Annotated in this window: 13 protein-coding genes and 2 tRNA genes; 7 read left to right on the top strand and 8 right to left on the bottom strand. The window is 59.8% G+C overall.

What is annotated here, in order from left to right:
* The first annotated feature begins 24 nt into the window (after positions 1–24).
* From uvrB to bioB, 6 genes are all read left to right on the top strand, one after another.
* Complete coding sequence (gene uvrB, locus HMPREF9166_RS04790; protein ID WP_039981039.1) at positions 25–2,067, top strand: excinuclease ABC subunit UvrB; 2,043 nt, start codon at positions 25–27, stop codon at positions 2,065–2,067.
* 13 nt (positions 2,068–2,080) lie between these two features.
* Positions 2,081–4,909 (top strand): excinuclease ABC subunit UvrA, encoded by a 2,829-nt coding sequence (uvrA, locus tag HMPREF9166_RS04785; RefSeq protein WP_009442928.1) that lies wholly within the window; start codon positions 2,081–2,083, stop codon positions 4,907–4,909.
* 222 nt (positions 4,910–5,131) lie between these two features.
* On the top strand, positions 5,132–6,049 hold the full coding sequence (locus HMPREF9166_RS04780; RefSeq protein WP_009442927.1) for an AEC family transporter: 918 nt from the start codon (positions 5,132–5,134) through the stop codon (positions 6,047–6,049).
* A 13-nt stretch (positions 6,050–6,062) separates the two neighbouring features.
* Positions 6,063–7,220, top strand: a complete 1,158-nt coding sequence (locus HMPREF9166_RS04775; RefSeq protein WP_009442926.1) for a metallophosphoesterase — start codon at positions 6,063–6,065, stop codon at positions 7,218–7,220.
* Complete coding sequence (locus tag HMPREF9166_RS04770) at positions 7,217–8,656, top strand: glycosyltransferase family 41 (RefSeq protein WP_009442925.1); 1,440 nt, start codon at positions 7,217–7,219, stop codon at positions 8,654–8,656. The genes HMPREF9166_RS04775 and HMPREF9166_RS04770 overlap by 4 nt, the downstream gene beginning before the upstream one ends.
* Before the next feature lie 85 nt (positions 8,657–8,741).
* Positions 8,742–9,752, top strand: coding sequence for a biotin synthase BioB (bioB, locus tag HMPREF9166_RS04765; protein WP_009442924.1), 1,011 nt, complete (start codon positions 8,742–8,744; stop codon positions 9,750–9,752).
* Positions 9,753–9,809: 57 nt separating this feature from the next.
* Here the strand turns inward: bioB and HMPREF9166_RS04760 are convergent, their stop codons facing one another.
* From HMPREF9166_RS04760 to HMPREF9166_RS04745, 4 genes are all read right to left on the bottom strand, one after another.
* The gene (locus HMPREF9166_RS04760; RefSeq protein WP_009442923.1) at positions 9,810–10,508 is read right to left on the bottom strand and encodes a Crp/Fnr family transcriptional regulator; all 699 of its coding nucleotides are present in this window, start codon (positions 10,506–10,508) and stop codon (positions 9,810–9,812) included.
* 2 nt (positions 10,509–10,510) lie between these two features.
* Complete coding sequence (locus tag HMPREF9166_RS04755; protein ID WP_039981038.1) at positions 10,511–11,035, bottom strand: flavin reductase; 525 nt, start codon at positions 11,033–11,035, stop codon at positions 10,511–10,513.
* A gap of 97 nt (positions 11,036–11,132) precedes the next feature.
* Positions 11,133–11,208, bottom strand: a tRNA-Val gene (locus HMPREF9166_RS04750).
* A gap of 39 nt (positions 11,209–11,247) precedes the next feature.
* Positions 11,248–11,324 (bottom strand) — tRNA-Val (locus HMPREF9166_RS04745).
* Positions 11,325–11,530: 206 nt separating this feature from the next.
* On the opposite strand from HMPREF9166_RS04745, the gene HMPREF9166_RS04740 reads away from it, so the two are divergent.
* Complete coding sequence (locus HMPREF9166_RS04740; RefSeq protein WP_009442921.1) at positions 11,531–12,673, top strand: amidohydrolase; 1,143 nt, start codon at positions 11,531–11,533, stop codon at positions 12,671–12,673.
* 75 nt (positions 12,674–12,748) lie between these two features.
* Here the strand turns inward: HMPREF9166_RS04740 and lgt are convergent, their stop codons facing one another.
* The 4 genes from lgt to HMPREF9166_RS04720 are packed head-to-tail and all read right to left on the bottom strand — an operon-like array spanning position 12,749 to position 17,420.
* Positions 12,749–13,573 (bottom strand): prolipoprotein diacylglyceryl transferase, encoded by an 825-nt coding sequence (lgt, locus tag HMPREF9166_RS04735; RefSeq protein WP_039981036.1) that lies wholly within the window; start codon positions 13,571–13,573, stop codon positions 12,749–12,751.
* Between the two features lie 13 nt (positions 13,574–13,586).
* Positions 13,587–14,138, bottom strand: coding sequence for a phosphoribosyltransferase family protein (locus HMPREF9166_RS04730; RefSeq protein WP_006689906.1), 552 nt, complete (start codon positions 14,136–14,138; stop codon positions 13,587–13,589).
* Positions 14,139–14,142: 4 nt separating this feature from the next.
* Positions 14,143–15,456 carry an aspartate aminotransferase family protein gene (locus tag HMPREF9166_RS04725; protein ID WP_009442919.1) on the bottom strand — a complete coding sequence of 438 codons (1,314 nt, stop codon included), beginning with the start codon at positions 15,454–15,456 and terminating at the stop codon, positions 14,143–14,145.
* 17 nt (positions 15,457–15,473) lie between these two features.
* On the bottom strand, positions 15,474–17,420 hold the full coding sequence (locus HMPREF9166_RS04720; protein ID WP_009442918.1) for a peptidase U32 family protein: 1,947 nt from the start codon (positions 17,418–17,420) through the stop codon (positions 15,474–15,476).
* Positions 17,421–17,500 lie beyond the last annotated feature (80 nt).

Here is a 17,500-nt window from a genome sequence, read left to right as displayed (position 1 = left end):
TTGCAATGCGAAGGAGGGCGTACGATGGCGATGGTTCCGAAACTCAATACAACGATCTTCGAGAAGGAGGTTCCGTTCAAGGTCGTCGCGCCCTTTGAGCCGATGGGCGATCAGCCGCAGGCGATTGCAGATCTTGCGGGCGGCATTGAAAACGGCATGACGGCGCAGGTGCTGCTCGGCGCGACGGGGACGGGCAAGACCTATACGATGGCAAAGGTCATTGAGAGCGTGCAGCGCCCAACGCTCGTCATTGCACACAACAAGACACTCGCGGCGCAGCTTGCGAGTGAGTTCAAGTCATTTTTTCCCGACAACTACGTCGGTTACTTTGTCAGCTACTACGACTTCTACCAGCCCGAGGCGTACATCGCCCAGACGGATACCTATATTGAAAAGGATGCGTCGATCAACGATGAGATTGATGAGCTGCGCCACTCCGCGACCTGTTCGCTCTTTGAGCGGCGCGACGTCATCATCGTGGCGAGCGTCTCGTGCATCTACGGTCTCGGCTCACCGGAGAGCTATCACGAGATGGTTCTCTCCGTGCACAAGGGGCAGACAATCACGCGCGAGGAGATCCTGCAGAAGCTCATCTCCATCCGTTACGAGCGCAACGATATTGCGTTTGAGCGCGGACGTTTCCGTGTGCGCGGCGACGTGATTGAGATCTTTCCCGCAGGGTACAACAACCGCGGTGTGCGCATCGAGATGTTCGGCGACGAGGTGGAGCGCATCATCGAGTTCGACGTGACGACGGGCGAGGTTTACGGCGAGCGGCTTCACTCCATGGTGTTTCCGGCGTCCCACTACGTCACGGACGATGAGGATATGAAGATCGCCATGGCTGACATTCGCACGGAACTTGAGGAACGGCTCGCCGTATTGAAGGGCGAGGGCAAACTCCTTGAGGCACAGCGGCTGGAGCAGCGCACGAACTATGACCTCGAAATGATGCAGGAGATGGGCTACTGCTCCGGCATCGAGAACTACTCGCGTCACCTCACGCACCGTGCGCCGGGCGCCACACCGTACACTCTCCTCGACTACTTCCCTGAGGACTTCCTCATCATGATCGACGAGTCGCATGTGACACTGCCGCAGATTCACGCCATGTACGGCGGCGACCGCAGCCGCAAGGTCTCACTCGTGGACAACGGCTTTCGCCTGCCGTCCGCGTTCGACAACCGCCCACTGACGTTCGAGGAGTTCGCGGCGCGCATCAATCAGATCGTCTACGTCTCCGCGACGCCCGGAAAATACGAGATGCAGCAGGCACAGCAGGTCGCCCAGCAGATCATCCGCCCGACGGGACTCCTCGATCCCGAGGTCGAGGTGCGTCCGCTCGCAGGGCAGATCGACGACCTCATGGGCGAGATCCGCCTGCGCATCGGGCGCAATGAACGCGTCCTCGTCACGACGCTCACCAAGCGCATGGCAGAGAACCTCACTGAGTATCTGCGTGAGGCGGGCGTTAAGGTGCGCTACCTCCACTCGGACATCGCAACCATCGAGCGCGCGGAGATCATTCACGATCTGCGCGCGGGCGAGTTCGACGTGCTCGTCGGCATCAATCTCCTGCGTGAGGGGCTCGATATGCCGGAGGTCTCGCTCATCGCCATCCTCGACGCGGACAAGGAGGGCTTTCTGCGCTCCGACACCGCGCTCATCCAGACCATCGGACGTGCCGCCCGCAACGCCGGCGGGCACGTCATCATGTACGGCGATGTCATCACGGGCTCGATGCAGCGCGCCATCGACGAGACGGAGCGTCGCCGCACGATCCAGCAGGAGTACAACGAGGAGCACGGCATCGTGCCGAAGACCATCGTCAAGCCCATCGTCCCGCTCATCGAGATGACGCTTGTCGCGGCTGAGGATAAGAGCCCGTACGGGAAGAAGGACGGCAAGGCAAAGAAAAAACTCGGCAAAAAGGAGCGCGAGAACCTCGTCAAGAGTCTCCTGCGCGAGATGCAGCAGGCATCGCGTGCACTGGAGTTCGAGCGTGCGGCAGAGCTGCGCGACATGATCGTCGAGCTCGAGGGCGAACTGCCGAAGAAGAAAAAATAAGGACATACAGATAATGAATGAATACATCAAGATCGAGGGGGCACGCGCCCACAATTTGAAAAATATTACAGTGCAGATACCGCGCGATAAATTAGTTGTGGTGACGGGGCTCTCCGGCTCGGGGAAGTCCTCGCTCGCATTTGATACGATCTATGCCGAGGGGCAGCGCCGCTATGTGGAGTCGCTGTCCGCCTACGCACGGCAGTTCCTTGGGCAGATGGACAAGCCCGATGTGGACAACATCGAGGGACTGTCGCCCGCCATCTCGATTGACCAGAAGACGACGAGCCATAATCCGCGCTCGACGGTAGGGACGGTGACGGAGATCTACGACTATCTGCGCCTGCTCTATGCGCGCGCGGGACGCCCGCACTGCCCGAACTGCGGCAAGCCGATCACGCAGCAGAGCGTCGATCAGATGGTGGATCGGATCATGCAGCTGCCCTCAGGAGCAAAGCTCCTCATCATGGCGCAGCTCGTGCGCGGCAAGAAGGGCGAGCACAAGAAGGTGCTCGAACAGATTCGCCGCGAGGGCTATGTGCGCGTGCGCATCGACGGAGAGTTGCATGATCTCGGCGAGGAGATCGCGCTCGAAAAGCAGAAGAAGCACACGATTGAGATCGTCGTAGATCGCCTCGTCGTGCGCGAGGGCATGGAGAGCCGTCTGGCAGACTCGCTGGAGACGGCGCTCCACGCAGGTGAGGGCGTGGTCTACGTACAGGTGGTGGACGGCGATCTCCTCATGTTCAGTGAGAACTTCGCCTGTGTGGACTGCGGCATCTCACTGCCCGAGATCGCACCGCGCATGTTTTCATTTAACAGCCCATTCGGCGCGTGCCCCGTCTGTACGGGGCTCGGCAGTCACAAGGAGTTTGACCCTGCGCTCGTCGTTCCCGACCCGACGCTCAGCGTGGCAGACGGTGTCTTTGCACCGCTCTCGAAAAACCCGAACTCCTATGGGATGCGGGCGATCACAGCACTCCTGGCGGCGCATGACTACGATGCGCATACGCAGTGGAACCGCATGGACAAGAAGACGCAGAAGATGCTGCTCTATGGGTCGGATGAGTATGTTTCCTTCCAGTACACGAATATGTTCGGCGAGGAGAAGGAATACCATGTCCCGTACGAGGGCGTTTTGCCCGCACTCACGCGCCGCTATCGCGAGACGGACTCGGAGGAGATGCGCGAGAGCTACGAGGACTATATGACAGATACGCCGTGCTCGGCGTGCCACGGGGCGCGGCTGAAGCCCGAGGCGCTCGCCGTGACGGTCGGCGGGAAGAATATCGCCGCACTCACGGCACTTACGATTCGTGAGGCAGATGCGTTTCTAACGGAGGCAGAGCAGGATTTTACGCCGCGTGAGGCAAAAATAGCCGGAGAGATTTTGAAGGAAATTCATGCACGCCTCCATTTTCTCCTCGATGTGGGACTCGACTATCTGACGCTCTCGCGTGCGGCATCGACGCTGTCGGGCGGAGAGGCACAGCGCATCCGCCTCGCGACGCAGATCGGCTCGGGGCTGATGGGGGTGCTCTACATCCTTGATGAGCCGAGCATCGGGCTGCATCAGCGTGACAACAACCGCTTGCTCGCGACCCTTCGGCATCTGCGTGACCTCGGCAATACGCTCATTGTTGTGGAGCATGACGAGGATACGATGTACGCCGCCGATCATATCATCGATATTGGCCCCGGCGCAGGAGAGTATGGCGGCGAGGTGGTTGCAGAGGGAACGGCGGCAGAGATCATGAAGAATCCTGCATCCATCACGGGGCAGTATCTCTCACGCAAAAAGTTCATCCCCGTGCCCGCAGAGCGGCGCAGGGGAAACGGCTATTTTCTGGAGATCGTGGGTGCGGCGGAGAACAATCTGAAGAATGTCAATGTGAAATTTCCGCTTGGCACACTCACGCTTGTGACGGGCGTGTCCGGCTCGGGCAAGTCGACGCTCGTCAACGAGATCCTCTATCGCGGTGTCGCCTCGCGGCTCTACCGCGCGAAGGGAAAGCCAGGCAAGCACAAGAAGATCAAGGGGCTTGAGCATATCGACAAGGTCATCAACATCGATCAGCAGCCGATCGGACGCACGCCGCGCTCGAATCCCGCGACCTACACGGGGGTGTTCGATGCGATCCGCGAGCTGTTCAGTCAGGTGAGCGAGTCGCGTATGCGCGGTTATAAGGCGGGGCGGTTCAGCTTTAACGTGAAGGGTGGACGCTGTGAGGCGTGCCGGGGCGACGGCATCCTGAAGATCGAGATGCAGTTCCTTCCCGATGTCTACGTTCCCTGTGAGGTCTGCAAGGGGGCGCGCTACAACCGCGAGACGCTCGAGGTGCACTACAAGGGCAAGACCATCGCCGAGGTGCTCGACATGACAATTGACGAGGCGGTGGAGTTCTTTGCGAATGTGCCGCGCATCGCGCGCAAGCTCGAGATCATCCGCGACGTGGGGCTCGGCTACATCCGCCTTGGACAGCCTGCGACGACGCTCTCGGGCGGTGAGGCGCAGCGCGTCAAGCTCGCGACGGAGCTGGCGCGGCGCAGCACGGGAAAGACGCTCTATATCCTCGACGAGCCGACGACGGGGCTGCATGCGGCGGATATCCACAAGCTGCTCCTCATCCTGCAGCGGCTCGTAGACGGCGGCGATACGGTGGTCGTCATCGAGCACAATCTTGACGTCATCAAGACGGCGGATCACATCATCGACCTCGGTCCCGAGGGCGGCACGGGCGGCGGCACGATTGTCGCCCAGGGAACGCCCGAGGAGATCGTGCAGGTGAAGGCATCCTATACGGGGCGCTTCCTGAGGCCCCTGCTGGAAGAGAAACATTGATGCCTCGAATGAATGTGATGCAAAGCCCCAAAGCGAATCCTAGTGGAGCAAGTGAGGAAAGCGTGCGACTCGCCCCCGGCGTACTTCTTTCGTTCAAGCGAAGCGCGTTTAAGAAGTGCGCCGGTATTTAGGCGAATGAGCACGCGATCACTTGCGTAACTAAGTGTTCGCGAGGGGCTTGCATGAAAGAGAAATAACTGAAATAAAGAAGGTAATGTAGAAATGCTGATTTTAGGGCAGATGATCGTATTCTTTCTGATGATTTTTGCAGGGGCGCTTGCCCGCCGATACAAGATCATCATTCCGAACAATCAGGAGCAGTTTTCCTCCCTGATTGTCAATATCGCGTGCCCCTGCCTCATCATCTCCTCAGCGATGCACGCACAGGAGCACATGGATCTGGCGCAGGTTATTGACACCTATCTCGACTACGCCATTCTCCTCGTGATGATGTGCGCCGCCGGTTTCCTGCTGCCGATTCTCCTGCGCTATCGCGGACGTCTGCGCGGTGCGGTGAACCTCTCGTTTTGGTTCAACAACTCACTCTTCATGGGGCTGCCGCTTGTGCAGGGGGTGTACGGCGATCAGGCGGTCGTCTATATGACGCTGTTCTTCATTCCCGTCAATCTGCTCTTTTTCATCTACGGCGTTTCCTCCATCAGCATTCATAAACAGCGCGGTCTTGAGATGGTGCGCATGCTGCTGAATCCCGGCATCATCGCCTCGCTGATCGCCTGCGTGATCTACTTCGGTGAGATTCCGACAAATCCGCTCCTCCTGCAGGCGTTTACGATGGTCGGTGCGATGACGGCGCCGCTCGCGATGATGATGATCGGCGCATCGCTGAAGGATATCCACATGCGCCACATGCTGACCGACCGCAAGCTGCTCGTCTACACCTTTCTCAAGGCCGTGGTGCTGCCGATCCCCATTCTCTTTGCGATGAAGTTCTTCGTCACGAATCCCTACATCCTCGGCTGCAGCCTCGTCATCGTCGCTGCGCCGACGGGCGGCATGGTGGCGATGGTCGCCCTGCTCTACAACAAGGTCGCCTATCCGCTCATGACGGAGATCATCGCGCTCTCGACAGTCATCTCCGTGGCGACGATACCGCTCGTGTCGATGATTACGGGAATTTGACAGGGAGGTACATTTGCCCATCTTTGTTCTGATCTTAGTGTCTGCCATAGCCCTAATCGCAGGGCTGTCGGCATTTTTCCTGCGGTACCTGACGGAGGGACGGCGGCTGCGCGCGGCGCGTGCGGCGATCGTCCTCTTTGATGTCCTCGGCGTCGGCGCGATGCTCTTCCTCTTTGCCTCGCATCGGACGGAGGGCTGGGCGGGGATGATCGCCCTGCCGATCTTCCTCGGTTACGTCGCGCAGATCATCGCGCTGCTCCTGACGATGCTCGCCGTCCTCGTGCGTGCAGCCGGCCGCAGGCTGCGCGGCGTCCCGTACAGCCCCGCGCGGCGGCGCGTGCTGAAATGTGCCGCGCTCTATCCGGCGGCGGGAGCGCTGCTCGGCAGCTACGGCGCATTCATCGAGCGGACGGCGACCGTGCGCCGTGACTACCGTATCCCCATACGGAATCTCCCGCCTGAGGCGGAGGGGCTGGTGATCGCTCAGATCAGCGACGTGCATCTCGGCGCGTTTTTTTCCGTGGAGGAGCTTGATGCGCTCCTCAGAGAAACGGCGGCGGGCGGGGCAGACCTCCTCGCCGTGACGGGCGATCTCTTTGATGCGGAGCATCTGAACGAGGCGGCTGCTGCGGTACTTGAGGCTCACGTTGGGGCTTTTCCGCGTGGGATCTGGTACTGCATCGGCAATCACGAATACTATCGGCGGAATGCGCTCCCCATTGTTACGCAGATGGCACGCAGAGGTCATGTCCATGTCCTTCTCAATGCGGCGAAGCGTGTTCCGGGCTGCGGCGCGCTCTACCTCGCGGGGACTGACTATCCTTTTGCACGCGGGGATGCGTTCTACACGGAAAAGGCAGCGTTCTTTGCGGCAGCGATGGAGGACGTTCCGGCGCACGCGGTGACAGTGCTCCTCGCGCATCATCCCGAGTTCATCGACGATGCAGCGGCAGACGGGCGCGTCCCGCTGACGCTGACGGGACATACGCACGGCAGTCAGTTCGGTATCCTCGGGCAGCCGCTTTTCCCCGTCTTTAAGTACACGCGCGGGATGGTGCGCATCGGGGAGAATTATGGCTATGTGCATACGGGCAACGGAAGTTGGTTCCCCCTGCGGATCGGCTGTCCGGCCGAGACGGCGTATTTTAGATTGGAGCGAGGCGACGTATGAGCTGGATTGAGGACTACAGTGCCCTGCGTGAGGATATCCATACGGGGTACATCTACGAGGCGATTGAGGCGATTCTCTACATGCGCGCGCATGAGGAGATCCCCGCAGAGGAGCAGTGGCGCTTCTCTGAGATGATGGGGATGTGCTGCCGTGCGCTCGCCGATACGGAGGGGGCGATTGCCGCGTATTTCGAGGCGGCGACCGAGGACAAGAGCCTACGCCTTCAGCGGGAACATTTCTCCCGCTACCTCTATCTCTGTCATGCGGCGGCGCAGCTGACACCGAAGGAGCTGCAGCCGCAGTTTGCGATGTGTGCGTCGCTCTATCAGCGCGAGGAGCCGCTGCCGCCGCGTGCCCCTGTCCATCACACGCGTCTGCGCATCGGCTTCCTTGCGCCGCAGTTTGACCATACGGCAGTCTACGGCGCACTGGCAACGCATCTGACAGAGCAATACGATGTCTATGCCTATGCGCTCACCGACCGCACGAATGCACCAACGTCATGGGAGGCGGCGGGCGTTCATACTGCCGCGCTCGCACAGGGGACGCCGCAGGAGCAGGCGGAGCGCATCCGTGCGGATGAGATCGATATCCTGATTGACCTCGGCGGGCATCGGGACGGCGGCGCGACACTCCCTGTGCTCGCGCTGCGCCCTGCGCCCGTACAGCTGGCGGGATTGGATGCAGCCTCTACAACAGGGATGCCCTTTGTCGATGCGTTCCTGACGGATGCGCTGCTCTCTCCTGCGGGGACGGAGGAGTTCTACAGCGAGGAGCTGCTGCACCTGCCGCATGCGTTGTGCTATGCGGCGGATGATGCCCTGCGCTGTGCGCCTCTTGCGGAGCGTGCGGCAGATGCACCGCTGACCTTCGGTGTGACGCAGGACTTCATGTGCATCAACGAGGAGGCACTGAAGGTATGGGGACGCATCCTGAAAAAACTCCCTAAGGCGCAGCTCATCCTGCAGGATACGGAGGACAGCCCTCTGCGCGTGACAACGATTGTCGAGATGCTGGACGGGCTGAAGCTGCCCATGAAGCGCATCTTTGTGAAGCCGGGCGGTGCGGGAGCTTTGGACTATGACTCTGTCGATGTCGTCCTCGATACCTTCCCCTTTTCTGGGGCGGCTGCGGCGGCGGAGGCTCTCCTTTGCGGCGTTCCCGTTGTGACCCTGTGCGGGGAGACGCATACGGCGCGGCGCAGTGCGTCCGTGCTCGCGGCGGCGGGGCAGATGCAGTGGATCGCGGCCGATGCGCGTGCCTATGAGCGCATTTCCTGTGCGCTCGCGGAGGAGGTCGCCGCTCTGCGTACACGCCGCGCCGCACTGCGTGACGCAGTGCTCGCATCTCCTCTGACGGATCTGGCGGCGTATACGGCATCCGTCGCGGAGGCATTGGACAGCTATTGGGATGAGCATGGAGCAAAGGTAAACTAATAGATAATATTTAGTTGACGTAATAAAATTCCTGCTCTATAATAGACCTCATACGTACGATCTATGATAAGGCAGGGATTTTTTTATGCAGAAACGCCGTATTGCTGAACTGACGCAGAAGATTATCGCGGGCTACCGCGTCCGCCGTGAGGATGACCGCTCGATATTCATGGATGCTCCGCTGGAGGAGCTGCAGGAGGGCGCACATCGCCTGCAGCAGCAGTTCTGCGGAAACCATATCGATCTGTGTACGATCATCAACGGCCGCAGCGGCCGCTGCGGGGAGAACTGCAAGTACTGCGCACAGGCGGCGTGTCACAAGACGGGCGTGGAGACGTATCCGTTCCTACCGCAGGAGGAGATCATCGCTCATGCAAAGGCGAATCAGGATGCGGGGGCGAACCGCTTCTCCATCGTCACCTCGGGCGGGGCTCTCTCGGGTGAGGAGTTTGAGAAGGCTCTTGACACCTATCGGGCGATGCGCAAGTCGCTGACGATTGATCTCTGCGCATCACATGGCCTCCTCACGCGCAGCCAGCTGCGCCGCCTGCGTGAGGCGGGGGTGACGAGCTATCATCACAACATCGAGACATCGGAGCGGTATTTTCCGCAGATCTGCACGACGCATACGTACGCCGACCGCATCCGCACGATCAAGGCGGCACAGGCAGAGGGGATGTGTGTCTGCTCGGGCGGCATCATCGGCATGGGTGAGACGTGGGAGGATCGCTTTGACATGGCGTTCGCCCTGCAGGAGCTCGGCATCGAGTCCATCCCCATCAACTCGCTGATGGCGATTCCGGGGACGGCACTGGAGCATCTCGCTCCGCTCTCGGGGGAGGATATCCTGCGTACGGTGGCGATCTTCCGCTTTATCAATCCGACGGCGAACATTCGCCTCGGCGCAGGGCGCAAGCTGCTCCCGGAGAACGGCGCGACGGCGTTCCTCTCCGGAGCGTCCGCCTCCATCACGGGCAACATGCTCACGACCTCGGGCACGACGATCGCTCAGGATATGGAGCTGCTGAAGGAGCTCGGCCTGACGAACCGCGACGAGGACTGCAGTGTGCACACGGGCTCGTGTGCCGCACGGTAATTCATCAAAAACAAAAACCGCCAACGAAGCTGAACTGTTTCGTTGGCGGTTCTTTTGTTATAGGTAGCTCTCAAATTTTTCCATATCTGTGATGCAGATCTTGCGCCCTGCCGCCTTGAGAATGCCCTCACGCTGCATCGCACTCAGCTCGCGTGAGAGGGAAGGGCGGCTGACGGCGAGGTCGGCGGCAATGAACTCGCGGCTGACAGAGAGTGCTGCACATCCGCTCTCGTCGATGTGGGGCAGGAGATAGCGGACGATCTTTTCGCGCAGCGTACCGCTTGCGAGCACTTTGAGCTTCGTGTGCATCGCGTATGCCTTGCCCGCAAAGATGCGCATGAGGTTGCGCTGGACGAGCAGGGCGGAGCGGTGCGGCGTCTTGCCGATGTCCAGTGTGAAGAGGCGGCTCGATACCTCGAGCAGGGTCGTTCTGGTGACGGCGGTGACATACATATCGTAGGGACGCTGCAGCACCTCGTAGACCTCGCCGAACATATCGCCCGGCTGATTGATCTCGGAGATGAAGATCTGGCGCCCCGAGCGCGTATCCTTGAGGATGTGCACCTCCCCCGCAATCAGGATGTAGAGGGAGTGGGGCATATCGCCGTCGTGGAAGATGATCGTATCCTTTGGATAGGTGTACAGGCGCACGTCGCTTGAGGCGAGGAGCTCCTCGACATCCTCCTCGTTCATGTCGCGGGCAAGAGAGGAGGCGGCGAGGATGCGCGCGGCAGTTTCCTTGTCGTTCGCTGGCATAGTTACTCCCTCAGTAAGATGTTCTCGATCTCTGCGATATACATCGTGTGGTAGTCATGCTCCGGATAGTAGGTTTGGGGAAAATCCTCCTGCCCATTTACCGCAGCGTTCGTAAAGCAGGAGGGATCCAATTTCTGCGCATAGAGCTTTTTCGTGAGCATGGTGAGGCGTGCCTCCTCAAAGTAGGTATAGGCACCGTGCTCCTTCTTCGTCAGCGCGTATTTTGCGATCTTATCCTCGTCGCGCCCGGACACCGTTCCAAAATACTGCATCATGGGCTTGTATTTCTTCTCAAAGATCGAAAGGGTGATGCCGTCGGATGCGTCGACAAACTCTTTCGTATAGCGCGTCGGACGAATGAAAACATAGGCGACCGGGCGTGCCCAGAGAAAGCCAAGACCGCCCCACGACGCCGTCATGCCGTTGACCTTTCCGTCGTGTACAGCGCTGACAAGCATCCAGTCCTGACTGATTAGCTTGAATACGTTCTCCGTTAGATCCATGGGGCGAATTTCCTTAATTGCCATCATATATACCTCCTAGAATATTCTGTGTTGGCTCTCATTATAGCATAGGAGAACGCACAAAAAAACCGTCCCCGTGGGACGGCATCAGATATCTTTATGGTGCTCACTGAGGGATTCGAACCCCCGACCCCCTCCATGTGACGGAGATGCTCTACCAACTGAGCTAAGTGAGCCTAAGAAAAAATCCGCACAACTGCGGATGAAAAATCAAATGGTGGGGTTAACAAGATTCGAACTTGTGACCTCCTCGATGTCAACGAGACACTCTAACCAACTGAGCTATAACCCCATTTGTTTGTCGCTCATTTCCAAACGACAGAGCGAATTATAACAGATGAAATACAGCCTTGTCAACCCGAAATTTTCAAAAACTTGGCGGCGGGAGAATCCTCCATTTATCGGTTCAGGATCAAAGTGCGGTTGACAAGACAGACAGCGCAATATATAATTCGGTTATAACATATCGAATATATATGAATTAAAAGGGAGAATATCATGGCTGCAATTGAGGATATAGAGGCATTCATCGTAGAGGAATTTGAGTGGTTCCATCGTCACCCCGAGCTCTCCTACGAGGAGGTCGAGACGACGAAGCGCATTCGCGCCGCCTTGGAGCGGGCGGGGATCCACATTCTGGATCTGCCGCTCAAGACAGGACTGGTCGCGGAGGTCGGGGAGGGGGAGCCGCTCGTTGCGCTGCGCACCGATATCGACGCCCTGCCGATCGAGGAGCAGACGGATCTGCCATACCGCTCGGAACATAGAGGACGGATGCACGCCTGCGGGCACGACTTCCATATCTCGTCGGTGCTCGGCGCGGCGCTCCTGCTCAAGCAGCATGAGGCGGAGCTCACGGGGCGCGTGCGCATCTTCTTCCAGCCGGCAGAGGAGGCACCGGGCGGTGCGAAGGTACTCATCGAGGCAGGCGCGTTGAAGGACGTTGCAGCGATTTTCGGCCTGCACGCCTCGCCCCTCATGGAGGTCGGCACGGTTGGCATCTCGGCGGGAGCGGTGATGGCAGCGGTGGATCGCTTTGTTTTCCGCTTTCATGGCACGGGGACGCATGCCGCATATCCCGAGTCCGGCGTCGATCCGATTGTCCTTGCGGCGGCGTTCATCCAGTCCGTGCAGACGGTTGTCGCACGTAATCTCAATCCGTTCTCCGCAGGGCTTGTGAGCGTCACGCATATTGCGGCGGGGAATACGTGGAACGTGATTCCCGAGGAGGCACTCGTCGAGGGGACGACGCGCAGCATGAATGCAGAGGAGCGTACGCACATCCGCGCGCGTGTCTGTACTCTCGCAGAGCAGCTGGCAGCATCCTACGGTGCCGCGGTGGAGACGGATTGGTACGAAGGACCTCCCGCAACGTGCAACGATGGCTTTTGGGCATCGTACGCCGCGGAGAAGGCGAAGGAGCGCGGGCTGAATGTCGTACCCGCACCGAAATCGCTCGGCGGTGAGGATTTTGCCTTCTATCAGGAAAAGGTGCCGGGCATGTTCGTCCTCGTCGGGACAGGGCTTTCTGCTGCCATCCACAATCCGACCTTCCGCGTTGACCCGCGTGCCCTTACGCCGACAGCGGACTATCTGGCGGAACTTGTATGCGGTGCATTGGGGAAGGTACGGGAAAGCTGATTTACCAGTATCTCGTTAAGACGTTGTATTCTACAACGAAAAAAGCTGCCAAAAAATGGCAGCTTTTTTCGTATGTTATTTCTTTCGATGCGATTTCTTTGCGACGTGATCCTTGATCGGCGCAGGCGAGGGCGTATCGCGCCAGCCGAGCCAGAGGAAGAAGCCGAGGGCGATGAACCCAAAGACAAGGCTTCCCATCTGCGCGCTCGTGAAGAGTCCGAAGTATTTCTCTGTATAGTCACCGCGCAGATACTCGAGCGCGAAGCGCGCGAGACTGTAGAGCATGATATAGAGGGCGAAGCATTGCCCGCGCGCATGACTGCGCGCGCGGAAGAGGAGGAGGAGTGCGAAGATGACGATGTCGAGCTGCCCCTCCCAGACCTCTGCCGGCCAGAGCGGCTGTGCACCGTACGTGTGGTAGGCGAGAGTCGCCGCGGGATAGAGGATGCCGAAGTCTCCGCCGGTCGGTGCGCCGAAGGCGTCGCCGTTGAGGAGGTTCGCGCAGCGCCCGAGTGCCTGACCGAGGACGATGGCGGGCGCGACAACGTCGAGGAAATGGATGGTGTCGAGCCTCTGCTTTCGGCTGTAGAGAATGCCGACGAGTACGCCGAGAAAGACGCCGCCCTGGATGGCCATGCCGCCCTGCCAGACGTTCAGCAGTTCGGTCAGATGGTGCTGATAGTAGTCCCAGTCAAAGAAGAACACATCCCAGAGCCGCGCACCGAGGAGTCCAGCGATGCCGCAGTAGATGCCGATGTCGGTGATGTACTTCTCGTAGCCGCGCCCGTCCGCCTTTGCGAGGTAGTAGGCGACCCCTGTGGCAAGGAAGATCGAGAGGGAGATCACGACGCCGTAGGCACGGATGGGAAAATCTCCGATGTAGAAGAGATATTGATGCACGAAATGCCCCTTCCTATGCGGGCGCAAAGAGCGGCAGTGTCTCAAGGAAGATGATGTCTTTCCGCTGTGCCGCGTCGCCCTCGGCGAGAACGGCCGCCTGTCCGATGACGTGTGCTCCCGTCTTTTCGGCGAGATGGGCGAGCGCCTTCATCGAGCCGCCCGTGCTGATCACGTCGTCGAGCAGGAGGACGCGGCGTCCCTTGATGCGTGCGATATCATCCGCCGTGAGGTAGAGCCGCTGTTTGCCAAGCGTCGTGATGGACTCGTCCTCGACCCAGATGGGATCTTCCATGTACGCCTTGATGGATTTGCGTGCCGTGATGTAGTAGGGCATGCCAAGCTGCCGTGCGAGTTCCGCCGCCAGGGGGATGCCCTTCGTCTCGGCGGTCATGAGGATCTCCGTGTCCGTCGGAATCACCTTTGCCAGCTCGCGTGCACACGCCGTGCACAGCTCCACATCGCCCAGCATGACGAAACCTGCGATCGCCAGGTGTTCGTTGAGGTTCAGGATGGGGAGACTGCGGCGGCAGCCTGCGACGGTGAGTTCATGGTAGCGTTTTGCCATAGCGTTAGAGTCCTTTCTCCGTCAAGATGATCTCCACCGCATTCAGCACGTCGCTGATGTTCTGTTCCGTGATGATGAGCGGCGGCTGAAATGCCATGACGTTGCGAGCGATGCCGTTTTTGCCGACGATGAAGCCGCGGTTCTTGAGCTCCTCGAGCACGGCATCCAGCTCGGCAGGGGCGGGGGATTTGTCCGCGTGGACAAATTCTGCGCCGACCATCAGCCCAAGGCCGCGAATGTCGCCGATGATGGGATGCCGCGCTGCAATCTCCTGCAGCCCTGCACGCAGCTGTGCGCCGCGCCGCTCGGCGTTCCCCATGAGATCATGCGACTCGATATAGCGGATGACGCCGAGTCCTGCCGTGGAGGAGACGGGATTGCCGCCGAGGGTCGATGCGCCGGGCTTCTTGTATTTGTCGGCGACTGTCGGCGTCGCGATAAATGCACTGATGGGCGCACCGTTGCCGAGTGCCTTTGCCATGGTCATGATGTCGGGCTGCACATCGTAGTGCTCGATGCCGAACATCCTGCCCGTGCGCGCAAAGCCCGTCTGCACCTCGTCCGCGATGAAGAGCGTGCCGAAATGCGTGAGGATCTCCTTGATGCGCTTGAAGTAGCCGGGCGGCGGGACGACGATGCCCGCGTTGCCCTGGATGGTCTCGGCGATAAAGGCGGCGGGGCGCCCCGATGTAACTGTTCGGATGATGTCCTCGACCATATTGGCACAGGCAAGGTCACAGGCGGGGTATTCCTTCCCCATGGGACAGCGGTAGCAGTAAGGATTCGGTGCAAAGCTGATGCCTCCGACGGGGTTCGGGTCGGTGCGCCACATGGCAATGCCCGTCAGGCTCATCGTCAGTTTCGTGCGCCCGTGGAGTCCGCTGCGCAGGGCGATGAACTCGCTGCTGCCCGTAGCGATCTCGGCAAGCAGTGCCGCGCCCTCATTTGCCTCCGTGCCTGTGGAGCAGAAGAAGCTTTTCTGCAGTGCGCCCGGGGTGATGCGGGCGAGCTGCTCGGCGAGATTGACGAAGTTCTCCGTAAGGTAGATGTTGCAGACGTGCTGGAGGGTATTGACCTGCTCCGTGACGGCGGCGTTGATCTCGGGGTTGCAGTGCCCGCAGTTGATGACCGAGACGCCCGCGAAGCAGTCGAGATACGCTCTCCCCTCGCTGTCGTAGAGGTACTGCATGGAGCCGCGTACGATCTGGCGCGGGTCGCTGTAGAAATGCCCCAGACAGGGCATGATGTACTTCTTTTTCTTTTCCAGTATGGCAGCTGCGCCGATGTAGGAGTGTTCGCTGATAGAATCTGTTGCCATGAAATATACTTTCTTGATTAAATCGAATTGCGGCTCTGACGGAAGCGGTAAGTTCCGATGCCCAAGGGGCGCGGAGCAATCTCTGTGAGGCGGTCAAACTCCGCCGCACGATAGCCGTCGCCGCCCGCGGCGAGACGGTCGAGTGCCGCACGGTAGATGCGGACGATCTCCGCCGTCACGTCCGCCGTGTAGTCCTGCGCCTCGATGCGGTACGAGCCGAGCCCATTGAACTTTTCGAGGTAGGGGTAGAGGCACAGATCCTTGGCAAAGTAGATGTGACTGCGCCCGTACTGGTCGATGCGGATCGAATGGACGCCGCCTGCCTCGTCACGGAACGCATAGTGCGTGTCGAGCAGCTCGGGCGAATCGAGGTCGTTGTATGCGGGCAGCGACATCGCGGGGAAGTTGTAGTCGCAGATCATGGACTCGTACGCGCCGTGGACGACCGCCTCGATCGGCAGGACGGAGTTCTCGACGATCTCGCGCAGCTGACGGAAGGACAGCTCATAGGAGGCCGTCGCCATGGTGAGCCCGTTTTCCTTGAGGAAGGTCGCGGCGAGATGGTTAAAGAGGTTGAAGGAGTGATCTGCCTGAATGGGAAGCTTCGTGAGCGTGCGCGCGAGCTTCAGCGTGCCGAGGTTGCCGACCATGATGCCGTCTACTCTGATGTCGTTCAGGGCAGTGAAGAACTGCTCGAGCTCTCCGCATTCACGGCGCATGGTTGTGCGCGGTGTATTCACGATGACGTGAGCGCGTCCTGCCGCGTCGCGCACGAGTGCCTCATAGTCGCGCAGCGTCCACGGACACTGCGGACGGAATGCCTCACCGCCGACGTAGACGGTATCAGCGCCTGCGTCGATGGCGGCGCGTGCCGCCGCGGGAGTGCCGACGCGGACACTCAGGCGACGACTGGGTTCGTTTTCCTTTGCGATCGGCGGCTCCTCGCGCAGCACCTCGTCGGCAAAGCCCGCCTCCTCGATCGCCTGACTGAAGAAGCGCGGCTCGCGCTCGCCCGTCATGCCGATGTCGATTGCTGTCGGCTGTCCAAATGCGAATGTGGTCGTGTAGTCGCGCACACGGTTTTCGTAGAGGCTGCGCCAGCCCTCCTCATCCGTCGTATAGCCGTTCGGATCGGCGATGTAGGCGTCGATGGCGGCACGATAGGTAGAGACGAGGCGGCGGATGAACTCCGGCGCACGCATCCGCCCCTCGATTTTGAACGAAAAGACACCCGCCTGTATGAGAGCGGGGATGGCACGATACATGCACATGTCCTTGAGCGCGAGCTTGTACGGTCCGGGGCTGGACGCGTCGAGCACCTCTCCCGTCTCCTCGTTGATGAAGGCAAACGGCCAGCGGCAGATCTTCATGCAGCGCCCGCGGTTGCCGCTCTGCCCAAAGAGAACGCCCGAGTGGATGCACTGCCCACTCTCGGAGATGCACATATCGCCGTGCATGAAGTACTCCACCTCGATGCCCGTGCGCGCACGGAAGAGGGCGAGCTCGGAGAGCGTCATCTCACGGCCGACCACGATGCGCGTGATGCCGTACTCCTTGAGCTTTTCGATGGCGTATTCGTTGTGCGTATTCATCATGACCGAGGTGTGCAGGGGTACGGTGATGCCCATCTCGTGCACGAGCTCGAGCACGGCAAAGTCCTGTACGAGAATCGCATCGGGGCGGATCTCCTCCAGATAGGCGAGATAGTCGCGCAGAGCCGGCAGCTCCTCGTTGCTGATGAGGTTGTTGAGGGTTATGTAGAGGTGGACGTCATGGGCGTGGGCGTAGTCAATTGCCTCCTTGAGCCGCGCGTCGTCGAAGTTAAAATCGCCCTCGTGCAGGCGCATATTGAAATGTTTGCCGCCCAGATAGACGGCGTCCGCGCCGGCATCAATCGCTGCCGTCATGGCATCCCATGTGCCGGCAGGTGCAAGCAGTTCGACGGATTTACGGTGTAACAGCATTGTGTAAAGTCTCCTTTGTTGCCGGAGGTGCCGCTGACAGACAGGGACACTCCTCCATCATTGTTTCTGATTATAGCAGG

Origin of the sequence: Selenomonas sp. oral taxon 149 str. 67H29BP, from assembly GCF_000146365.1 — a bacterium.
Taxonomy (GTDB): Bacteria; Bacillota; Negativicutes; order Selenomonadales; family Selenomonadaceae; genus Centipeda; species Centipeda felix.
This window is presented reverse-complemented; position numbering and strand designations above follow the sequence as displayed.